Source organism: Streptococcus parasanguinis (assembly GCF_047465465.1).
In the GTDB taxonomy this organism is placed as follows: Bacteria; Bacillota; Bacilli; order Lactobacillales; family Streptococcaceae; genus Streptococcus; species Streptococcus parasanguinis_AI.
Window position 1 is genome coordinate 526,875 of sequence record NZ_JASGZU010000001.1, and the last position, 15,763, is coordinate 542,637.

The 15,763-nt window shown below is 41.1% G+C and carries 13 protein-coding genes; 2 read left to right on the plus strand and 11 right to left on the minus strand.

What is annotated here, in order from left to right; all coding sequences use genetic code 11:
* Positions 1 to 2: 2 nt before the first annotated feature.
* On the plus strand, positions 3 to 1,850 hold the full coding sequence (locus QM351_RS02730) for a zinc-ribbon domain-containing protein (RefSeq protein ID WP_006152013.1): 1,848 nt from the start codon (positions 3 to 5) through the stop codon (positions 1,848 to 1,850).
* 275 nt (positions 1,851 to 2,125) lie between these two features.
* On the plus strand, positions 2,126 to 3,196 hold the full coding sequence (gene xerS / locus QM351_RS02735; RefSeq protein ID WP_049483475.1) for a tyrosine recombinase XerS: 1,071 nt from the start codon (positions 2,126 to 2,128) through the stop codon (positions 3,194 to 3,196).
* 83 nt (positions 3,197 to 3,279) lie between these two features.
* Here xerS and QM351_RS02740 read toward each other — a convergent pair whose 3' ends face one another.
* The 11 genes from QM351_RS02740 to trmFO all read right to left on the minus strand — a co-directional run bounded on the left by QM351_RS02740 (position 3,280) and on the right by trmFO (position 15,698).
* On the minus strand, positions 3,280 to 3,921 hold the full coding sequence (locus QM351_RS02740; RefSeq protein ID WP_414326454.1) for a hypothetical protein: 642 nt from the start codon (positions 3,919 to 3,921) through the stop codon (positions 3,280 to 3,282).
* A 115-nt stretch (positions 3,922 to 4,036) separates the two neighbouring features.
* The gene (locus QM351_RS02745) at positions 4,037 to 4,927 is read right to left on the minus strand and encodes a C39 family peptidase (RefSeq protein ID WP_414326456.1); all 891 of its coding nucleotides are present in this window, start codon (positions 4,925 to 4,927) and stop codon (positions 4,037 to 4,039) included.
* 170 nt (positions 4,928 to 5,097) lie between these two features.
* Entirely contained in the window at positions 5,098 to 6,087 is a 990-nt protein-coding gene (locus tag QM351_RS02750; protein ID WP_371585029.1) for a lipoate--protein ligase, read from the minus strand.
* Between the two features lie 68 nt (positions 6,088 to 6,155).
* Positions 6,156 to 7,859, minus strand: coding sequence for a dihydrolipoyl dehydrogenase (gene lpdA / locus QM351_RS02755; RefSeq protein ID WP_414326458.1), 1,704 nt, complete (start codon positions 7,857 to 7,859; stop codon positions 6,156 to 6,158).
* A 41-nt stretch (positions 7,860 to 7,900) separates the two neighbouring features.
* Positions 7,901 to 8,944: a dihydrolipoamide acetyltransferase gene (locus tag QM351_RS02760; RefSeq protein WP_414326459.1), complete on the minus strand. Its 1,044-nt coding sequence runs from the start codon at positions 8,942 to 8,944 to the stop codon at positions 7,901 to 7,903.
* Between the two features lie 333 nt (positions 8,945 to 9,277).
* Positions 9,278 to 10,270: an alpha-ketoacid dehydrogenase subunit beta gene (locus QM351_RS02765; protein ID WP_003011072.1), complete on the minus strand. Its 993-nt coding sequence runs from the start codon at positions 10,268 to 10,270 to the stop codon at positions 9,278 to 9,280.
* Positions 10,271 to 10,286: 16 nt separating this feature from the next.
* Positions 10,287 to 11,255 carry a thiamine pyrophosphate-dependent dehydrogenase E1 component subunit alpha gene (locus tag QM351_RS02770; protein ID WP_070595079.1) on the minus strand — a complete coding sequence of 323 codons (969 nt, stop codon included), beginning with the start codon at positions 11,253 to 11,255 and terminating at the stop codon, positions 10,287 to 10,289.
* A 219-nt stretch (positions 11,256 to 11,474) separates the two neighbouring features.
* Complete coding sequence (locus tag QM351_RS02775; protein WP_070594816.1) at positions 11,475 to 12,641, minus strand: ATP-grasp domain-containing protein; 1,167 nt, start codon at positions 12,639 to 12,641, stop codon at positions 11,475 to 11,477.
* Positions 12,642 to 12,662: 21 nt separating this feature from the next.
* The gene (locus QM351_RS02780) at positions 12,663 to 13,403 is read right to left on the minus strand and encodes an esterase family protein (protein WP_070594817.1); all 741 of its coding nucleotides are present in this window, start codon (positions 13,401 to 13,403) and stop codon (positions 12,663 to 12,665) included.
* A gap of 39 nt (positions 13,404 to 13,442) precedes the next feature.
* A complete protein-coding gene (locus tag QM351_RS02785; RefSeq protein ID WP_070594818.1) occupies positions 13,443 to 14,270 on the minus strand; it encodes an alpha/beta hydrolase in 828 nt (275 codons plus the stop codon).
* Between the two features lie 93 nt (positions 14,271 to 14,363).
* Positions 14,364 to 15,698 carry a methylenetetrahydrofolate--tRNA-(uracil(54)-C(5))-methyltransferase (FADH(2)-oxidizing) TrmFO gene (trmFO, locus tag QM351_RS02790; RefSeq protein WP_070594819.1) on the minus strand — a complete coding sequence of 445 codons (1,335 nt, stop codon included), beginning with the start codon at positions 15,696 to 15,698 and terminating at the stop codon, positions 14,364 to 14,366.
* Positions 15,699 to 15,763 lie beyond the last annotated feature (65 nt).

Genomic DNA, 15,763 nt, shown 5'->3' on the forward strand with positions numbered 1-15,763 from the left:
AAATGAACAAGAAAGTTAAAGATAATCCAGCTATTTACATGTACTGGGATCAAAAACGAAATGTTCTTGACCCCAAAAAATTATCGTCAAATAGTTTAAAATATGCCTATTGGTCTTGCCCTTATTGTCAACACCATTGGGAAGCGAAAATCATTGATGTGCAGCTTGACAGTTATGAATATCTTAGGTGTTGCCCCCATTGTGGATTAGGTGAACGTTCCATTGATGAAAATGAGAGCGTCCTTCAGGTTTATCCCGATTTCAGAAATTATATAAACTACAGCATTGAGCGAGATGAAGAATTAGATGAGAAACTTCTTACCTTGCCGTTCAATAGTAAAAGAAAATTCAATTTTAAATGTCCGACGTGTCAATTAAGTTGGAAAGATTCTGCGACAAATAAGAGGTTATTTCAACTAACAAGTGGGGATTTATTTCATTTTGGCTGCAATGAAACTTCCTATCATTGCGATTACAAATCAATTTATCCAAATTTAGCTAAAATCTATAGCGAACATTTAAACAAATTTAAATTTAACGAACTGAAGCTGAGTTACAATATAACAGTACCTATCCATTGGGAATGTGATAAGTGTCATTGCAAATTTGAATTATCTATTGATAGATTATTGAACCGAATTAAAAGAAGTGGTCATTACTGTTTGGAGTGTCATTCTTCATTTGAAGAGTTATTGGATAAAGATTTTGATGTTTCTCCTCTATCTTTTTTAAATTCTTCCATGCTCAAGGAGTGGTCTAAAAGGAACAATAATACACCTAATCAAGTTGATGTATTATCTAATGTTCATGTGTTATGGGAATGTACGAATTGTCACGGAGAGTATTCATGCTCACTATTTGAAAAAACAGATAGGTCTTGTCCATTTTGTTCAAATAGAGAAAAACTTCAGGATTTTAATACACTAAATGAAACACATCCCTATTTGAGGGAATTTTGGGACCTCAGTAATGAAAGGGATTTTTCCGAATATTGGTTTAAGTCAAATAATGTAGTTAGTTGGGTTTGTCCTTGTTGTAAAATCAACTTTCAATGTAGCCCAGCCGAAATGATCAGTCGAACCGATTTAGAAAATCAAAACTTTCAAACATGTCCCAATCAATGTGACTGGAGGACTGAGGTATTTAAAAATAATATTTTCCTTAAAGAACCAAAACTCATCAAAGAATGGAGCGATAAAAATAAAATTCCTATTCATTTATCTCAGACAACAATAGAAACGAAAAAATATTGGTGGGATTGTTCAAAGTGTCATGGGACATATTTATGTTCTATCCCAATTCGAAGAGAAGTTTCTCAGTGTTGTCCTTTCTGTAACAACGATAAGCCTCTGAATGGGTATAATACATTTGATTATTTGTACCCTGAACTAGCAAAATTGTGGGCACCAAATAATAAAGTCTCAATAGATAGTTTTGTTCCATTATTAACTGAAAAAAGGTTTTATTTATGGCGCTGCAAAGAATGTAACTTCGAATTTCATGAGCGCTTCAGCATTATATTAAATAAGTATTTAAATTCCGAGACAAAAGATCTTAAAGAAATGTGTCCATTTTGTGCAGAATTAAAAGAAAGACAAGATAATATCTCATTTGAAGATTTGATGAACGAGTGGGACTATCTTAACAATCTTATTCTAGGGGATCCAGAAAGAATCCCAAATAATACGCAATTAAGATTTTGGTGGATTTGTAAGAATAATCCAGAGCATCGTTATAGAATGGCTATTGTAGATAAGATTGCAAATGTAAAACGATCTATCGAGCCATGCATATTTTGTAAAGGGCGTAGACGAAAAAGAGAACATTTTGTTCCTTATAGGAAAATTTAAAAAACAGGTTCAAATTTGAACTTGTTTTTTATCATAGATTTTTATAAAGTACATTATTTTAAAAGATTGTATTTTTAGTTTTCAAGTAGATAGTGTACAGAATTTTAGTATGCGAAAGATTTAGTTTTCACGGGAATAAAGTACATTATTTCGAGAAAAATTTTTTCCAGTTAACTGAAATAACCCCCATAACATCTTTCCGAAAAACTATAATTTTCTTGAAAAATACATCTGGCTATGTTATACTACTAGTATAGAAAGATTTGGAGAAAAAGATGAAACGCGAGATCTTATTAGAACGGATTGATAAACTCAAACAAGTCATGCCCTGGTATGTATTGGAATATTATCAATCGAAACTGGCCGTTCCCTACAGTTTTACGACCTTGTACGAATACTTAAAGGAATACGATCGATTTTTCACCTGGGTTTTGGAATCTGGGATATCGGATGCTGACACCATAGCCGAGATCCCTTTAGACGTTCTGGAGCATATGACCAAGAAAGATATGGAATCCTTTATTCTTTACTTACGTGAACGTCCTCTGCTCAATGCCAATACAACGAAAAACGGGGTTTCCCAAACAACGATTAACCGTACCCTTTCTGCACTGTCTAGTCTTTATAAGTATTTGACTGAGGAGGTTGAAAATGAGCAAGGGGAACCTTATTTCTACCGTAATGTCATGAAGAAGGTTGCTACCAAGAAAAAGAAAGAAACCTTGGCTGCTCGAGCTGAGAATATCAAACAAAAGCTCTTTTTAGGCGATGAAACAGAAGGTTTTCTTAACTATATCGACCAGGAATACCCTCAAACACTCTCAAATCGCGCCTTATCCTCCTTTAATAAGAATAAAGAGCGAGATTTAGCCATTATCGCACTCCTTCTTGCCTCTGGCGTCCGTCTCTCTGAAGCCGTTAACCTAGACCTTCGTGACCTCAATCTTAAGATGATGGTGATTGACGTCACTCGAAAAGGTGGAAAACGAGACTCAGTCAATGTTGCTGCCTTTGCTAAGCCTTATCTGGAGCAATATCTTGCTATCCGAGACAAACGTTACAAGACAGAAAAGACTGATACAGCCCTCTTTCTGACCTTGTATCGAGGTGTTCCAAACCGGATCGATGCTTCTAGCGTGGAAAAGATGGTCGCCAAGTATTCAGAAGACTTCAAAGTCCGCGTGACACCCCACAAGCTTCGCCATACATTAGCAACGCGTCTCTATGATGCTACCAAATCACAGGTTTTGGTCAGCCACCAGCTGGGACATGCTAGCACCCAGGTAACGGACTTGTATACGCATATCGTTAATGACGAACAGAAAAACGCCTTGGATAGTTTATAAAATTACATAACGTAAATTATGTAATATATTAGTTTTAAAAAGAGCGATAGATTTTTTGAATGTCTACCGCTCTTTTATTCTTTCTATAAAAATTCGATCCAATAATTACGGTGTGGCTCAATAATGACTGGTTTTCCCCAGAATGATTTTAGATAAGCCAAGTTTGCAGGGGTGACCGGTCTTTTTTCACCATTGTACTTCTCAGCACTCTCTTTCGTTAGAAAGCATTTAACTGCTTCATATTGTGTTCCGTCACTCGCTATTCGATCAATTCCTAAATAAGCAATTTCATCACCGGCCTTCGGAAAATCTGTAAATAGTTTACCAATAAAATAAACCGTCTTATCTTTCATTAATTCATAAGCTTTACTATTTTCCAATCTGTTATTCGCTGCAGCGTACATAATACAAAAGCTATCCACGATATCTTTCAAAGGCATTAATTCTTCTTTGCTAACGATTATTTCCTCAGGAGCAAGACCACCAATGATTAGGTTTTCATAATGTGGTTGCTGGATGACGTTATCTAAAGCCATTCCTAATGGTAGTTGGACAGCTTGATAACCTAATGGTTCTAGCTCCTGCTTTTTCTGGTCAAGGTGTTCTTGTGTAATACTGACATTTAAATCGTAAGGACTGGAAGGTTGTTGTTTGCTAAAAAAAGCCACTACTATACGATCTAACTGTTCAAATAGACCAAGATTTTCCACTGGAATTTTCATCATCGAATTCAATCCCCTTTTTTGTTCAGATTTCCTCTATATTGTACACTCATAGTTTTCGAATATCAAGAAAAGAGACCGTGTCATGAACTAACTTACGTTTTACGACTATATTTTCTCACCAGGCATAATTTTTCTCACCACACGTAGCCATTGCTGCTAACAACTCCTCTGGTGTCAGCTTCTTCAAACCTCCATAGCTAGGATCCTGTACATGTGTATCGGGGTCTAAATAATAGATTGCTGCGATGTCCTTGCCATCTACTGTCAATTCATAGCCAACTCCAATCACATTATGTTCCCCACTTTTTCCAGGATAGATTTGAGCAACATTAAAGGTGTAATAGAGAGGGTACCCATCATCAATATCTTTGCGAACGCGTTCTTTAAAGAAGCGGATATCTTCCGAATCAGGACTACCATCTGTGACAGTAGCTAGTCGATAACCAGCCTGATTTCCACTTGGTTCTGGATAGCCAAATAGATTCTGATTCAAGACGCGAATGGCATCTCGATTATGAGTCCCATAGGGTTCAAAAGTCCCCATTTCCTTAGCCAATTGATGTTGAGAGACGCTAACCCCTCGACTAGCCAGGATCATTTGGACTGTCGCAGGAGCACAGAAATACCATTCTTCTTGAAGTTTTAAAGAAATAGGCAATAGTTTTCGGATTCCTTGATTCTCTTTGGACGATGTTTCTTGTGTGACCGATTGAGAAGGTTTCGTATTCTCTTTCAATGAAGCTTGTTCCTCGCTTGAAGATGGCAATGTTTCCTGACCACCGGCTTCCGTATTGCCTTCCTTATTTTTTAATCGCTCTGCTACCTCTGCTGGCATTGGTGGATTGGGTTCCGTACGCTCCTTTGTTTCTACACTGACTCTTGTTGATGAAGCAGATGTGACCTTACGAGAGCTGGAAGGACTTGTTTTACTTTCTTTTGGTGTCTCTGTGCAGCCAGATAAACCAAGCAAAGTCAGAAGTACAAGGAATAAATGAACTTTTTTCATGATTTTTCTCCTTTAAGAAAACGATCACGAGACTAAATAAAATTAGGATACAGGGATTAGCAAATACACTTTTCCACCTTTACTATACTACAAAATCCTTCGTAAAACAATAATTTCTATGTGAAACTAGTTTCAAAAAAGAGATTCGCTACTGCGAATCTCTTTTGACTTTATTCCACCACTGCCTCAGCAATTTCTTCTGCAGTGATACCTGCAAAGTAACGACCTAGATTAATGGTTTGAAGGGCTTTGAGGACGTCTTCACGTTCGTATTTAACGCCACGAAGAACATCTTCTACTGCTGCAACATCTTCGATACCAAAGAAGTCACCGTAAATCTTGATATCTTGAATTTTTGATTCAATGACATTAGCGAAGATTTCCACCTTACCGCTTGTGAATTTTGTGCCACGACGGACATTGAATTCAGGAGACTTCCCATAGTTCCAATCCCAGGTACCGAACTTGGTTTCCTTGATACGATTGATTTCAGCCAATTCTTCATCCGAGAAGACATATTCTGTCATCTCAGGGTATTCTTTCTTCATGTAGTCCAAAAGTAGGTCACGGAACTCTTCAACCGTGATTTTTTCTGGCAACTCATCGATGATATTGGTCACACGAGCGCGAACGGATTTAACCCCTTTAGACTCAAACTTGTCTTTAGACACCTTGAGAGCATTAGCAAGGACTGACAAATCCACATCAAAGAGAAGGCAACCATGGTGCATAATCCGACCATTGATGTAAGCTTGGGCATTTCCACAGAATTTCTTACCATCAATCTCTAAGTCATTACGACCCGTGAATTCAGCCTTAACCCCAAGTTGAGCCAAGGTGTTGATCACAGGAGTAGAAAAACTTTTGAAGTCAAAGGCTTTGTTTTCATCTTCTTTTGAAATGATGGTGTAGTTGAGGTTGTTCAAATCGTGGTAAACAGCCCCACCACCACTGATCCGACGAACTACTTCAATACCATGCTCCCGAACGTAGTCGCGGTTGATTTCTTCGATGGTATTTTGGTGGCGACCGACGATAATGGATGGTTTGTTAATCCAGAGAAGGAAGATTTGATCCTCATCTAACAGATGCTTAAAAGCATATTCTTCCAAAGCAATATTAAAAGCAGTATCATTTGAATAATTAATAATGTATTTCATAAGATTCCTTTATATATGATAGAGACTGGTCCAGCATTTGCTGTCCAGCCATTCTATCATTTCAAATACTATTTCTTCTTAGGTGAATGAACAGCCAAGCCAAGTACATCCGCAAAAGCTTCGTACATCACTTCTGAGAAAGTAGGGTGTCCGTGGATGGTCTTAAGCATTTCTTCTACAGTGATTTCCATCTCAATGATGGTAGAAGCTTCGTTGATCAATTCAGCTGCTGCTGGACCAATGATGTGAACCCCAAGAACTTCACCATATTTCTTGTCTGCAATGACTTTTACAAATCCTTGAGCCGCATCTGATGCAATGGCACGACCGTTCGCCGCAAAGTTGAATTTACCGATTTGGACATCATATTTCTCACGAGCTTGTTCTTCTGTCAAACCAACAGCCGCAACTTCAGGAAGGGTGTAGATGGCTGCAGGAGTCAAATTCAATTTGGCAACAGCATGATTTCCCTTAAGGGCATTTTCAGCGGCAACTTCACCCATACGGAAGGCAGCGTGGGCCAACATCTTAGTACCGTTGATGTCACCTGGCGCATAGATACCTGGAACAGATGTTTCCATGTATTCATTGACCTTGATCCGTCCACGATCCAATTCAAATTCAACATCTCCGATACCTTCAAGGTCTGGAACACGACCGATTGAAAGAAGGGCTTTGTTGGCAATGATATCATCTTTGCCTTCAACCTTGATACGGAGTTTTCCATCTTCTTCAATGATTTCTTGCAGTTTTGTATCGGTCAAGATGGTCATTCCCTTGCGTTCAAGGATCAAACGAAGGTTCTTAGATACTTCCGCATCCATAGCTGGAACGATACGGTCCATCATTTCAATAACCGTAACTTTTGAACCAAAGGTCATGAAGGCTTGGCCAAGTTCGATACCGACAACCCCACCACCGATGATGACAAGGCTTTCTGGAACTTCATTCATTTCAAGGATGTCGTCACTTGTCATGACAAGGGATGATTCCATTCCTGGAACGTTAATCTTGCTGACTTTGGAACCACCAGCAAGGATGATTTTCTTGGTTTCAAGCAATTCAGAACCATTAACCAAGACATTCTTATCTTTCGTAATGGTACCGATACCCTTGTGAACATCCACTCCGTAGCTGCGAAGAAGTCCCGCAACACCACCAACAAGGGTATTAACAACTTTAGATTTAGTTTCTAAAACTTTATCCATATCTACTGAGAAACTTGGATTTTCAATGATAATACCACGGTTTGCTGCATGACCAATATTTTCAATAATTTCAGCGTTGTGGAGATAAGTCTTGGTTGGGATACATCCGCGGTTCAAGCACGTTCCACCAAGTTCAGATTTCTCAACGAGAGCAACCTTACCACCTAGTTGAGCTGCCTTAATAGCAGATACGTAACCAGCAGGACCCCCACCGATCACTACGATATCATAAGCATCATCGCTCTTATTGTCATCGTTTGAAGCACTTGCTGCAGCTGGTGCTGGACTCGCTTCTGGTGCTGCTCCAGCGGTTGGGATGTTTTCCCCTTCTTCACCAAGATAACCGATTACTTCTGTTACAGGAACCGTTTCTCCGTCCCCTTTCAAGATAGCGATCAAGTAGCCGTCTTCTTCCGCTTCCAACTCCATGCTGACTTTGTCTGTCATGATTTCAAGGAGCACTTCTCCTTCTTTTACAAATTCGCCGACTTTTTTATTCCACTGAACGATTTGTCCTTCGGTCATATCTACGCCGGCTTTTGGCATAATTACTTCTAAGGCCATTTTATTTCCCTCTTTTTCTTGTTTCTATTCTCTCTCGTTGATTAGACCAACATTGAAATCGGGTCTTCAATCAAGGCTTTCAAGTCTTTCATGAATTTGGCACCGGCCATTCCATCGACGACGCGGTGGTCAATGGTCAAGCCCAAGCTCATGATTGGACGAATAACGATTTCACCATTCACAACCACTGGTTTTTCAACCGTTGCACTAACGCCAAGGATGGCAGAGTTTGGTTGGTTGATGATTGGTCCAAATGATTGAACGCCAAACATTCCCAAGTTACTGATGGTAAAGGTTGAGTTTTGCAATTCACTTGGAGCAAGCTTACCATCCAAGGTACGTCCGATAACATCCTTGAAGGCTACGACCAACTCTGATAAGGTCATTTTTTCAGCATTGTAGACAACCGGTGTCATCAGTCCATTGTCCATCCCAACCGCCATCGCTAAGTTGACATAGTTATGATTAATGATGGTTTTGCCATCTTCTGTCAATGACGCATTGATGTATGGGTGTTTCATCAAGGTCTTAACCACTGCTAGGGAAAGCAAATCTGTTACAGTCACTTTCTTGCCAGTGGCTTCCATGATTGGATCCAATACCTTCTTACGAAGGGCCAACATTTGAGACATATCAACGTCATAGTTCAAAGTAAAGGTTGGTGCTGTCAAGTAAGATTCCACCATCCGTTGAGCGATCACCTTCCGCATTGGTGTCATCGGAATCCGCTCGATCTCACCATAAGGTGTCACATTATCTGGAGCTTCCTCCACCTTCTCGATTTCAGCAGGTGACTTAATGGTCTCGTTCTCGATATTTTCAGGAAGGAAAGCAAGGACGTCCTTCTTCATGATCTTACCACGATGACCAGTTCCTTGAATCTCTTGCCAAGCAATATTGTGTTCTAAAGCAATTCGTTTTGCAAGTGGTGAAATGCGAACCACATTTGTGTCTTTATAGGTTTCCACGTCTTCTTTGTGGACACGACCGTTTGCGCCTGAACCAGAAACATCATAGAGGTTGATCCCAAGATCATCCGCTAATTTTCTAGCCGCAGGAGTCGCTCTTAGCTTATCATCAGCCATGACCTCTCCTATTCTATTACAAGATATTAAGGACGTAGAGGACAAAGAAAAAATAGAAGATTGACGCTGTGTTCCATGAACACGAGGAAATCTATCTTTTTTTCACAGTCCTCCGTCCGGATTCAGTTACAAGATACTAAGGGCGTCAAAAGTCACAGTGAAAATAGGAAACTTGACGAAGAAACTTTAGTTTCTAGGAAAGTTTATCTTTTTCACACAGACTTTAGCCCGTGCTCTAATCTAAGATATTAAGGACGCAGAGAACTTTGTACCTAAAAAGATACAAAGTTTCCTCGTCTAATTCAAAAGATATTACATAATTTATGTTATGTATTATTCTTTGTTATATGTTTTACGAATAGCATCTTTGATGCTTTCAACTGTTGGTATCATTGCATTCTCTAGATTTTGTGCGTAAGGCATTGGCACATCTTCCCCTGCACAACGGCGGATTGGTGCATCCAAGTAATCAAATGCTTCTGATTCAGAGATAATAGCTGAAATTTCTCCGATATAGCCACTTGTTTTATGGGCATCATTGACAAGGACTACTTTTCCTGTTTTCTTGACAGAGTTAATGATGATCTCTTTATCAAGAGGAACCAAGGTCCGTGGGTCTACTACTTCAACTGAGATGCCTTCTTCTGCCAATTCTTCAGCAGCTTGCATCACGCGACGAAGCATTTTCCCGTAGGTTACGACAGTGACGTCAGTTCCTTCACGTTTGATTTCTCCGACACCAAGTGGAATCGTGTAGTCTGGATCAACTGGCACTTCCCCTTTTTGGTTGAATTCTGATTTGTACTCAAGAATAATAACGGGGTTGTTATCACGGATCGATGACTTGAGAAGTCCCTTCATATCCGCTGGCGTACCAGGAGCAACAACTTTCAAACCAGGAATATGAGTAAACCAAGATTCCAAAGATTGGGAGTGTTGAGCTGCAGATCCAACTCCGTTACCAGCAGCACAGCGAATGGTCATCGGCACTTGACCTTTACCACCAAACATGTAGCGAGTCTTAGCAGCTTGGTTAACGATAGCATCCATGGCAATTACTGAGAAATCCATGAAGGTCATATCAACGATTGGACGAAGGCCAGTCATGGCTGCACCAGCTGCCGCCCCTGAAATCGCAGCCTCAGAAATCGGACAGTCACGAACTCGTTCTGGTCCAAATTCTTCCAGCATCCCTACAGAAGTACCGAAGTCTCCACCGAAAACTCCGACATCTTCTCCCATCAACAATACATTTTCATCGCGACGCATTTCCTCAGACATAGCAAGGATAATGGTATCGCGGAAAGACATTAATTTAGTTTCCATAATTCTCTACTCCCCCTTAGTCTGCGTAAATATCTTCGAAAGCTGATTCGAGTGGAGGGAATGGGCTTTCTTCCGCAAATTTCACTGAAGCTTCCACTGCTTCTTTTACTTCTTCTTGGATCTGATCCAATTCTTCTGCGCTCGCAATCTCATTTTCAAGGAGATACTTGCGAAGGTTTTCGATTGGATCTTTCTTCTTCCACTCTTCTACTTCTTCACGGGTCCGGTATTTACCAGGATCAGATGAAGAGTGACCAAGCCAACGATAGGTGACACTTTCAATCAAGACAGGGCCTTTACCAGAGCGGACGTGTTCAACAGCCTTTTTAAATCCTTCATAGACATCGATAACGTTGTTTCCATCAGGAATAAACATTCCAGGAATGCCGTAAGCAGCACTACGTTCGTGGATATGCTCCACATTAGTCATTTTCTTGATGTCAGCAGAGATTCCGTAACCATTATTGATACAGTAGAAAATAACTGGCAGATTCCAGATTGAAGCCATATTGACCGCTTCGTGGAAGACACCTTCGTTGGTTGCGCCGTCCCCAAAGAAGCAGACAACAATCTTGCCAGTCTTATGCATTTGTTGAGTAAGGGCTGCACCTACGGCAATCCCCATACCACCACCAACAATTCCGTTGGCACCAAGGTTACCTGCATCAAGGTCAGCGATATGCATGGAGCCGCCTTTCCCCTTACAAGTACCGGTATACTTACCAAGGATCTCAGCCATCATGCCATTTAAATCGATTCCTTTAGCAATGGCTTGTCCGTGACCACGGTGGTTAGATGTCAGCAAATCATCGTCGTTTAAAGCCAACATAGCTCCAACATTGGCTGCTTCTTCCCCAACAGAAAAGTGCGTCATTCCTGGCACTTTCCCTTTTTTTACTAACTGTGCAATTTTTAAGTCCATACGACGGATTTCTTCCATTTTACGGAACATTTTCAATAAGAGACTTTTATCTAATGTTGCCATCATTTCGCCTTTCTTAGCATTTATTCATTCTCTTTCATTCTAGCCAAAAATGAAAGCACTGTCAAAAATAATGCTCATATAATTTCACAAACTTTATTCCTTGGAAGAAGGTTTTATAAGCTTTTTAAAATCCAAATACAATTTTTCACAATCTTTTCTCTTCTTCCTTTGCTATACATATAAAAAAACCGATAAGATCCTATCCTACCGGTCGTTATCTTATGATTGGCGTTGACCAAAGTCATGAATCATTTGTTCCAATTCTTCACGACTAGGTGTTGTAAGCATATAGAGGTAATCTCCCTGAAGTTCCGCAAAGGCCGCTGGCATGTCTTTCTTGACGCGGAATTGATCATGGTATTTAGCCAAAACTTCTTCCTCTGACAGAGCATAAGCTGCATTTGCACGACGAGAAGTTGCCAAGCAATAAAGGGGCTCAAACTCAGAAGCTGGGAAAGTTTCTCCTGCTACGATGGCAGCATAGCCACGGTACAAATCAATCGAGTGAGCGTAGTTGTAGACATCGATAGTAAAGCCACCTGCAGGGCGATTATTGTACTCGATCGCAATATAGTCATCCCCATCGCGGAAGAACTCAATGTGGAAGAAACGTTCCTTCATGCCAAAAGCTTTGACAATGGCTTCCCCGTATTGACGCAATTTTGAATCCATCTCTTTGAGGACATAATAAGAATTGTCCATCTTGTAGAGCATCAAATCGAGTGGCGTATAGGCATAGTCAAAAGTAGTCGAGAAGACAATATTACCATCGCGATCGACCAGACCATCAAAGGTACAAATCTCGCTAGAAGTGACGAATTTCTCAAAGAAGTACTCGGTATGGCCATCCCATTCTGCCTTGAAATGGTCCACATCTTCTGCTGTTTCGATCTTGAAGGTCGCTGCTGCTCCTACCCCATTGTCAGGCTTAGCAATCAATGGCAACCCAATCTTCTTCACGGCCTTATCAATGTCTTTTTCTGTTTTAACCACAGCACCCGGAACGACTGGGACTCCAGCCTTCTTGAAGAGTTTCTTCATTTCGGATTTGAACTTGGTTTTCTTCAAATCTTTTGGCTTGGCACCAAAGACATTGAATTGCTCCCGAAGCGCCGCATCCAATTCCAACCAGTATTCATTGTGGGATTCGATACGATCGATTGGACCGTGTTTGTAGAAAAGAAAGGCTACTGCACGCTTCACTTCGTCCAGATTTTCTAAATTTTCAACACGGAAATATTCTGTTAAGCTGTTGCGCAATGGCTCATCTAACTGTTCATATGGCTCTTGACCAATTCCCAAGACAGTGATCCCTTTATTAGCCAGTTCGATTGTAAATTGTTGGAAGTTTTGTGGGTAATATGGTGAAATAACGATATAATTCATTGAGGTCTCCTCCCTTTTTACTTATAGATGCATTTGGCCTAGGAAATAAGGCATTTGTTTGCGCCACCATTCCCAATCGTGGGCTACATCATGTCCCCATTCAGCGAACCATGCAGGAATATTTTTGTGATCAAAGGCTTCTTTCAGTTTGTAGAAAGAGGGAAGCCCGTCTTGTTCCCAAGCCCCTAAACCAGTACAAACAACGATTTCAGCCTGACGGTAACGATCGATAAACCAGCCATCGTTTTGGTTCCAAATATAATCAGATGGCGAGTTTTGGTAAATGGCTTCATCGCCTCCAAAGTCACCAACAAAGAAACGAGCGTCATAGACACCACTCAAGGCAATCACTTTGTTAAAGACATCTGGATGTTGCAAGAAGAAATTAAGTGCGTGGTAGGCCCCCATAGAGCAACCAGTTGTCATCATCGGATCAAACCAGCCTGTTTTGTGTTTGATAAAAGGAATGGCTTCTTCAATCACATAGCGTTCATAAGCTCGGTGCATTTCTGCTCGATCGTGAGGATTCTTCCAATTACAAAGCCAGCTTTCACTATCGACACTCGAAAGGGTGAAGAATTGAACCCGTCCTTCTTCGATAAACTGAGCACAAGCATCAATCATACCAAAGTCATAGTATTCGTTATGGCTTCCACCTGAGGAGGCAAAGACCACAACAGGAATCCCTGCGTGCCCATAGCGGTTCAAATACATTTCACGGTTGAGTTGGCCACTCCAGTGGCTTAAATGTTCAATATTCATAAGTTCCCTCTTTCCTTTATTTCTTTAATTTACAGTCTATTAATCCCATTTTTCTGCCAAAAAGCGAAGGCATTCTGGTAAATGTTCGGCCCATGCTTCTTCGTGGTGAATAGCCCCAGATTGAATCCGAATGGCAATATTTTCCAAAGCCACCCCTTGTTGAATGACATCGTGATAGTAACGAAGGGATGAGTCGATGTAGGCTTGCTTGATGTTTCCTGCCATCAGCGTTTTATCCGTATCATCCGCCTCTTCAGTCCCAACATAAATGTAGATCCGTTGGTCTGCATATAATTTTTTGCGTTCGATATAATGATTGAAGGCATCTTGATGCAGCCAGTTAGCAGAGGAGAAGACTCCCAGACAACCGATTTGATCTTGGTATTCTAATCCCAAGAATTGGGTAATATTTCCACCCAAGGAAGATCCAATCATGGCCGTATGTTCTCGATCAGCAAGAGTTCGGTATTCTTGGTCGATAAAAGGTTTCACCACCTCCATGACAAATTCGCCGTACTCAACGCCCTTGCCACCAAATTGCATGCCAGGAATATTAGATTCCTTGTACTTCCAGGCAGAGTATTCATTCATCCGTTGCAAACCATCGTTATCAATCGCAACGACAATCATGCGACTAATATCGGGATTCCGCTTAATGGCTGGAATCACCTTCCAGGAATGACCCGCATAGGCCTCCTTGCTATACAAAACGTTTTGTCCATCGTGGAAATAAACAACAGGGTAACGTCTGTCTGTATCCGTTTCATAATTCTTAGGTAATAAGACTCGCACACGACGGAGTTTTCCGGTATAAGGCACTTTCAACTCGTGTGTCTTCATATCTAAATAAAAATAGGATTTGTTCATTGTCAGAAAACTCTCTATATTCTAAATTTTATTCATTATACCATTTTTAGAAGAAAAAGTCTGGATTTTCTCCAAACTTTTTCCTTTCTTGGGTTATTTTTCCATAAACTGAGCCAAATCTTGTAAAGAACGTTCGGCAATTTTCTCATACCGTTCCTTTTTATCCCGAATGCGTGGGCCTTCTAGCTCCTTGATAATCCCGAAGTTGACATTCATGGGTTGGAAATGTTTGCTGTCAGCATGGGTGATATAGTGAGCCAAACTTCCGATAGCTGTTGTTTCTGGGAAAATGGCCGCTTCTTCTCCTTTGAAAAGGCGAGCTGCATTAATCCCAGCAACCAAACCTGAGGCAGCTGACTCAACATAGCCTTCTACCCCTGTCATTTGACCCGCAAAGAAGAGGTTTGGTTGTTTCTTCGAACGGTAGGTTTGTTCAAGCAAATTTGGAGAGTCCATGTAAGAATTGCGGTGCATGACTCCGTATCTGACAAACTCCGCATTTTCCAAACCTGGAATCATTTGGAAAACCCGTTTTTGCTCACCCCATTTAAGGTGAGTTTGGAAGCCAACGATATTGTAGAGGCTAGCAGCCGCATTGTCTTGGCGCAACTGAACGACTGCGTAAGGTGTCTTAAACTCTCCATCACGTGGACCTTTGTAATCATCTGGATACTCGAGTCCAACTGGCTTCATAGGACCATAGAGCATGGTTTTGATACCACGTTTGGCCATGACTTCAATGGGCATGCAGCCTTCGAAATACTTTTCTTTTTCAAAAGAGTTGAGCGGGGCTTCTTCCGCATTGACCAAAGCCTCATGGAAATCCATAAACTCTTGTTTGGTCATGGGACAGTTGAGATAAGCCGCTTCTCCCTTGTCATAGCGTGACTTGAGATAGACCTTGTTCATATCGACAGTATTGACATCGATAATAGGAGCTGCTGCATCATAGAAATAGAAGCCATCTCCACCATTAAGGGCATGGATCTTCTCTGCCAAGGCATCACTGGTTAGGGGACCCGTTGCGACCACTGTAATAGCATCTGTCGGCAATTCCGTAATTTCATCACGAATGACTTCAATGAGAGGGTGTTGGGACACCTTCTCCGTCACCCGGCTAGCAAACCCTTCCCGGTCCACTGCCAGTGCTCCACCGGCTGGTACACGAGTCGCTTCAGCTGCTTCAAGGATGACAGAACCCAGACGGCGCATTTCTTCTTTGAGGAGACCGACAGCATTGGTGAGAGAATCCCCACGAAGAGAGTTGGAACACACTAACTCAGCAAAGTTATCTGTTTTGTGTTGCGGAGTTGATTTGACCCCCCGCATTTCGTAAAGCTTGACCGGAATACCACGTTCTGCGATTTGGTAGGCTGCTTCCGAACCCGCCAATCCAGCACCGATAACATTGATATAAGATTGAGACACGACACTAATACCTCTTTGGGTATCAAAACACCCTTCTGGACTGTTTGACACCCACAAATCTTTCT

Coding starts and splice junctions, on each gene's coding strand:
- QM351_RS02730 (WP_006152013.1), top strand. CDS start 3: ATGAACAAGAAAGTTAAAGATAATCCAGCTATTTACATGTACTGGGAT.
- QM351_RS02765 (WP_003011072.1), bottom strand. CDS start 10,270: ATGGAAACTAAATTAATGTCTTTCCGCGATACCATTATCCTTGCTATG.
- QM351_RS02785 (WP_070594818.1), bottom strand. CDS start 14,270: ATGAACAAATCCTATTTTTATTTAGATATGAAGACACACGAGTTGAAA.
- QM351_RS02775 (WP_070594816.1), bottom strand. CDS start 12,641: ATGAATTATATCGTTATTTCACCATATTACCCACAAAACTTCCAACAA.
- QM351_RS02740 (WP_414326454.1), bottom strand. CDS start 3,921: ATGATGAAAATTCCAGTGGAAAATCTTGGTCTATTTGAACAGTTAGAT.
- QM351_RS02745 (WP_414326456.1), bottom strand. CDS start 4,927: ATGAAAAAAGTTCATTTATTCCTTGTACTTCTGACTTTGCTTGGTTTA.
- QM351_RS02750 (WP_371585029.1), bottom strand. CDS start 6,087: ATGAAATACATTATTAATTATTCAAATGATACTGCTTTTAATATTGCT.
- lpdA (WP_414326458.1), bottom strand. CDS start 7,859: ATGGCCTTAGAAGTAATTATGCCAAAAGCCGGCGTAGATATGACCGAA.
- xerS (WP_049483475.1), top strand. CDS start 2,126: ATGAAACGCGAGATCTTATTAGAACGGATTGATAAACTCAAACAAGTC.
- QM351_RS02770 (WP_070595079.1), bottom strand. CDS start 11,255: ATGGCAACATTAGATAAAAGTCTCTTATTGAAAATGTTCCGTAAAATG.
- QM351_RS02780 (WP_070594817.1), bottom strand. CDS start 13,403: ATGAATATTGAACATTTAAGCCACTGGAGTGGCCAACTCAACCGTGAA.
- QM351_RS02760 (WP_414326459.1), bottom strand. CDS start 8,944: ATGGCTGATGATAAGCTAAGAGCGACTCCTGCGGCTAGAAAATTAGCG.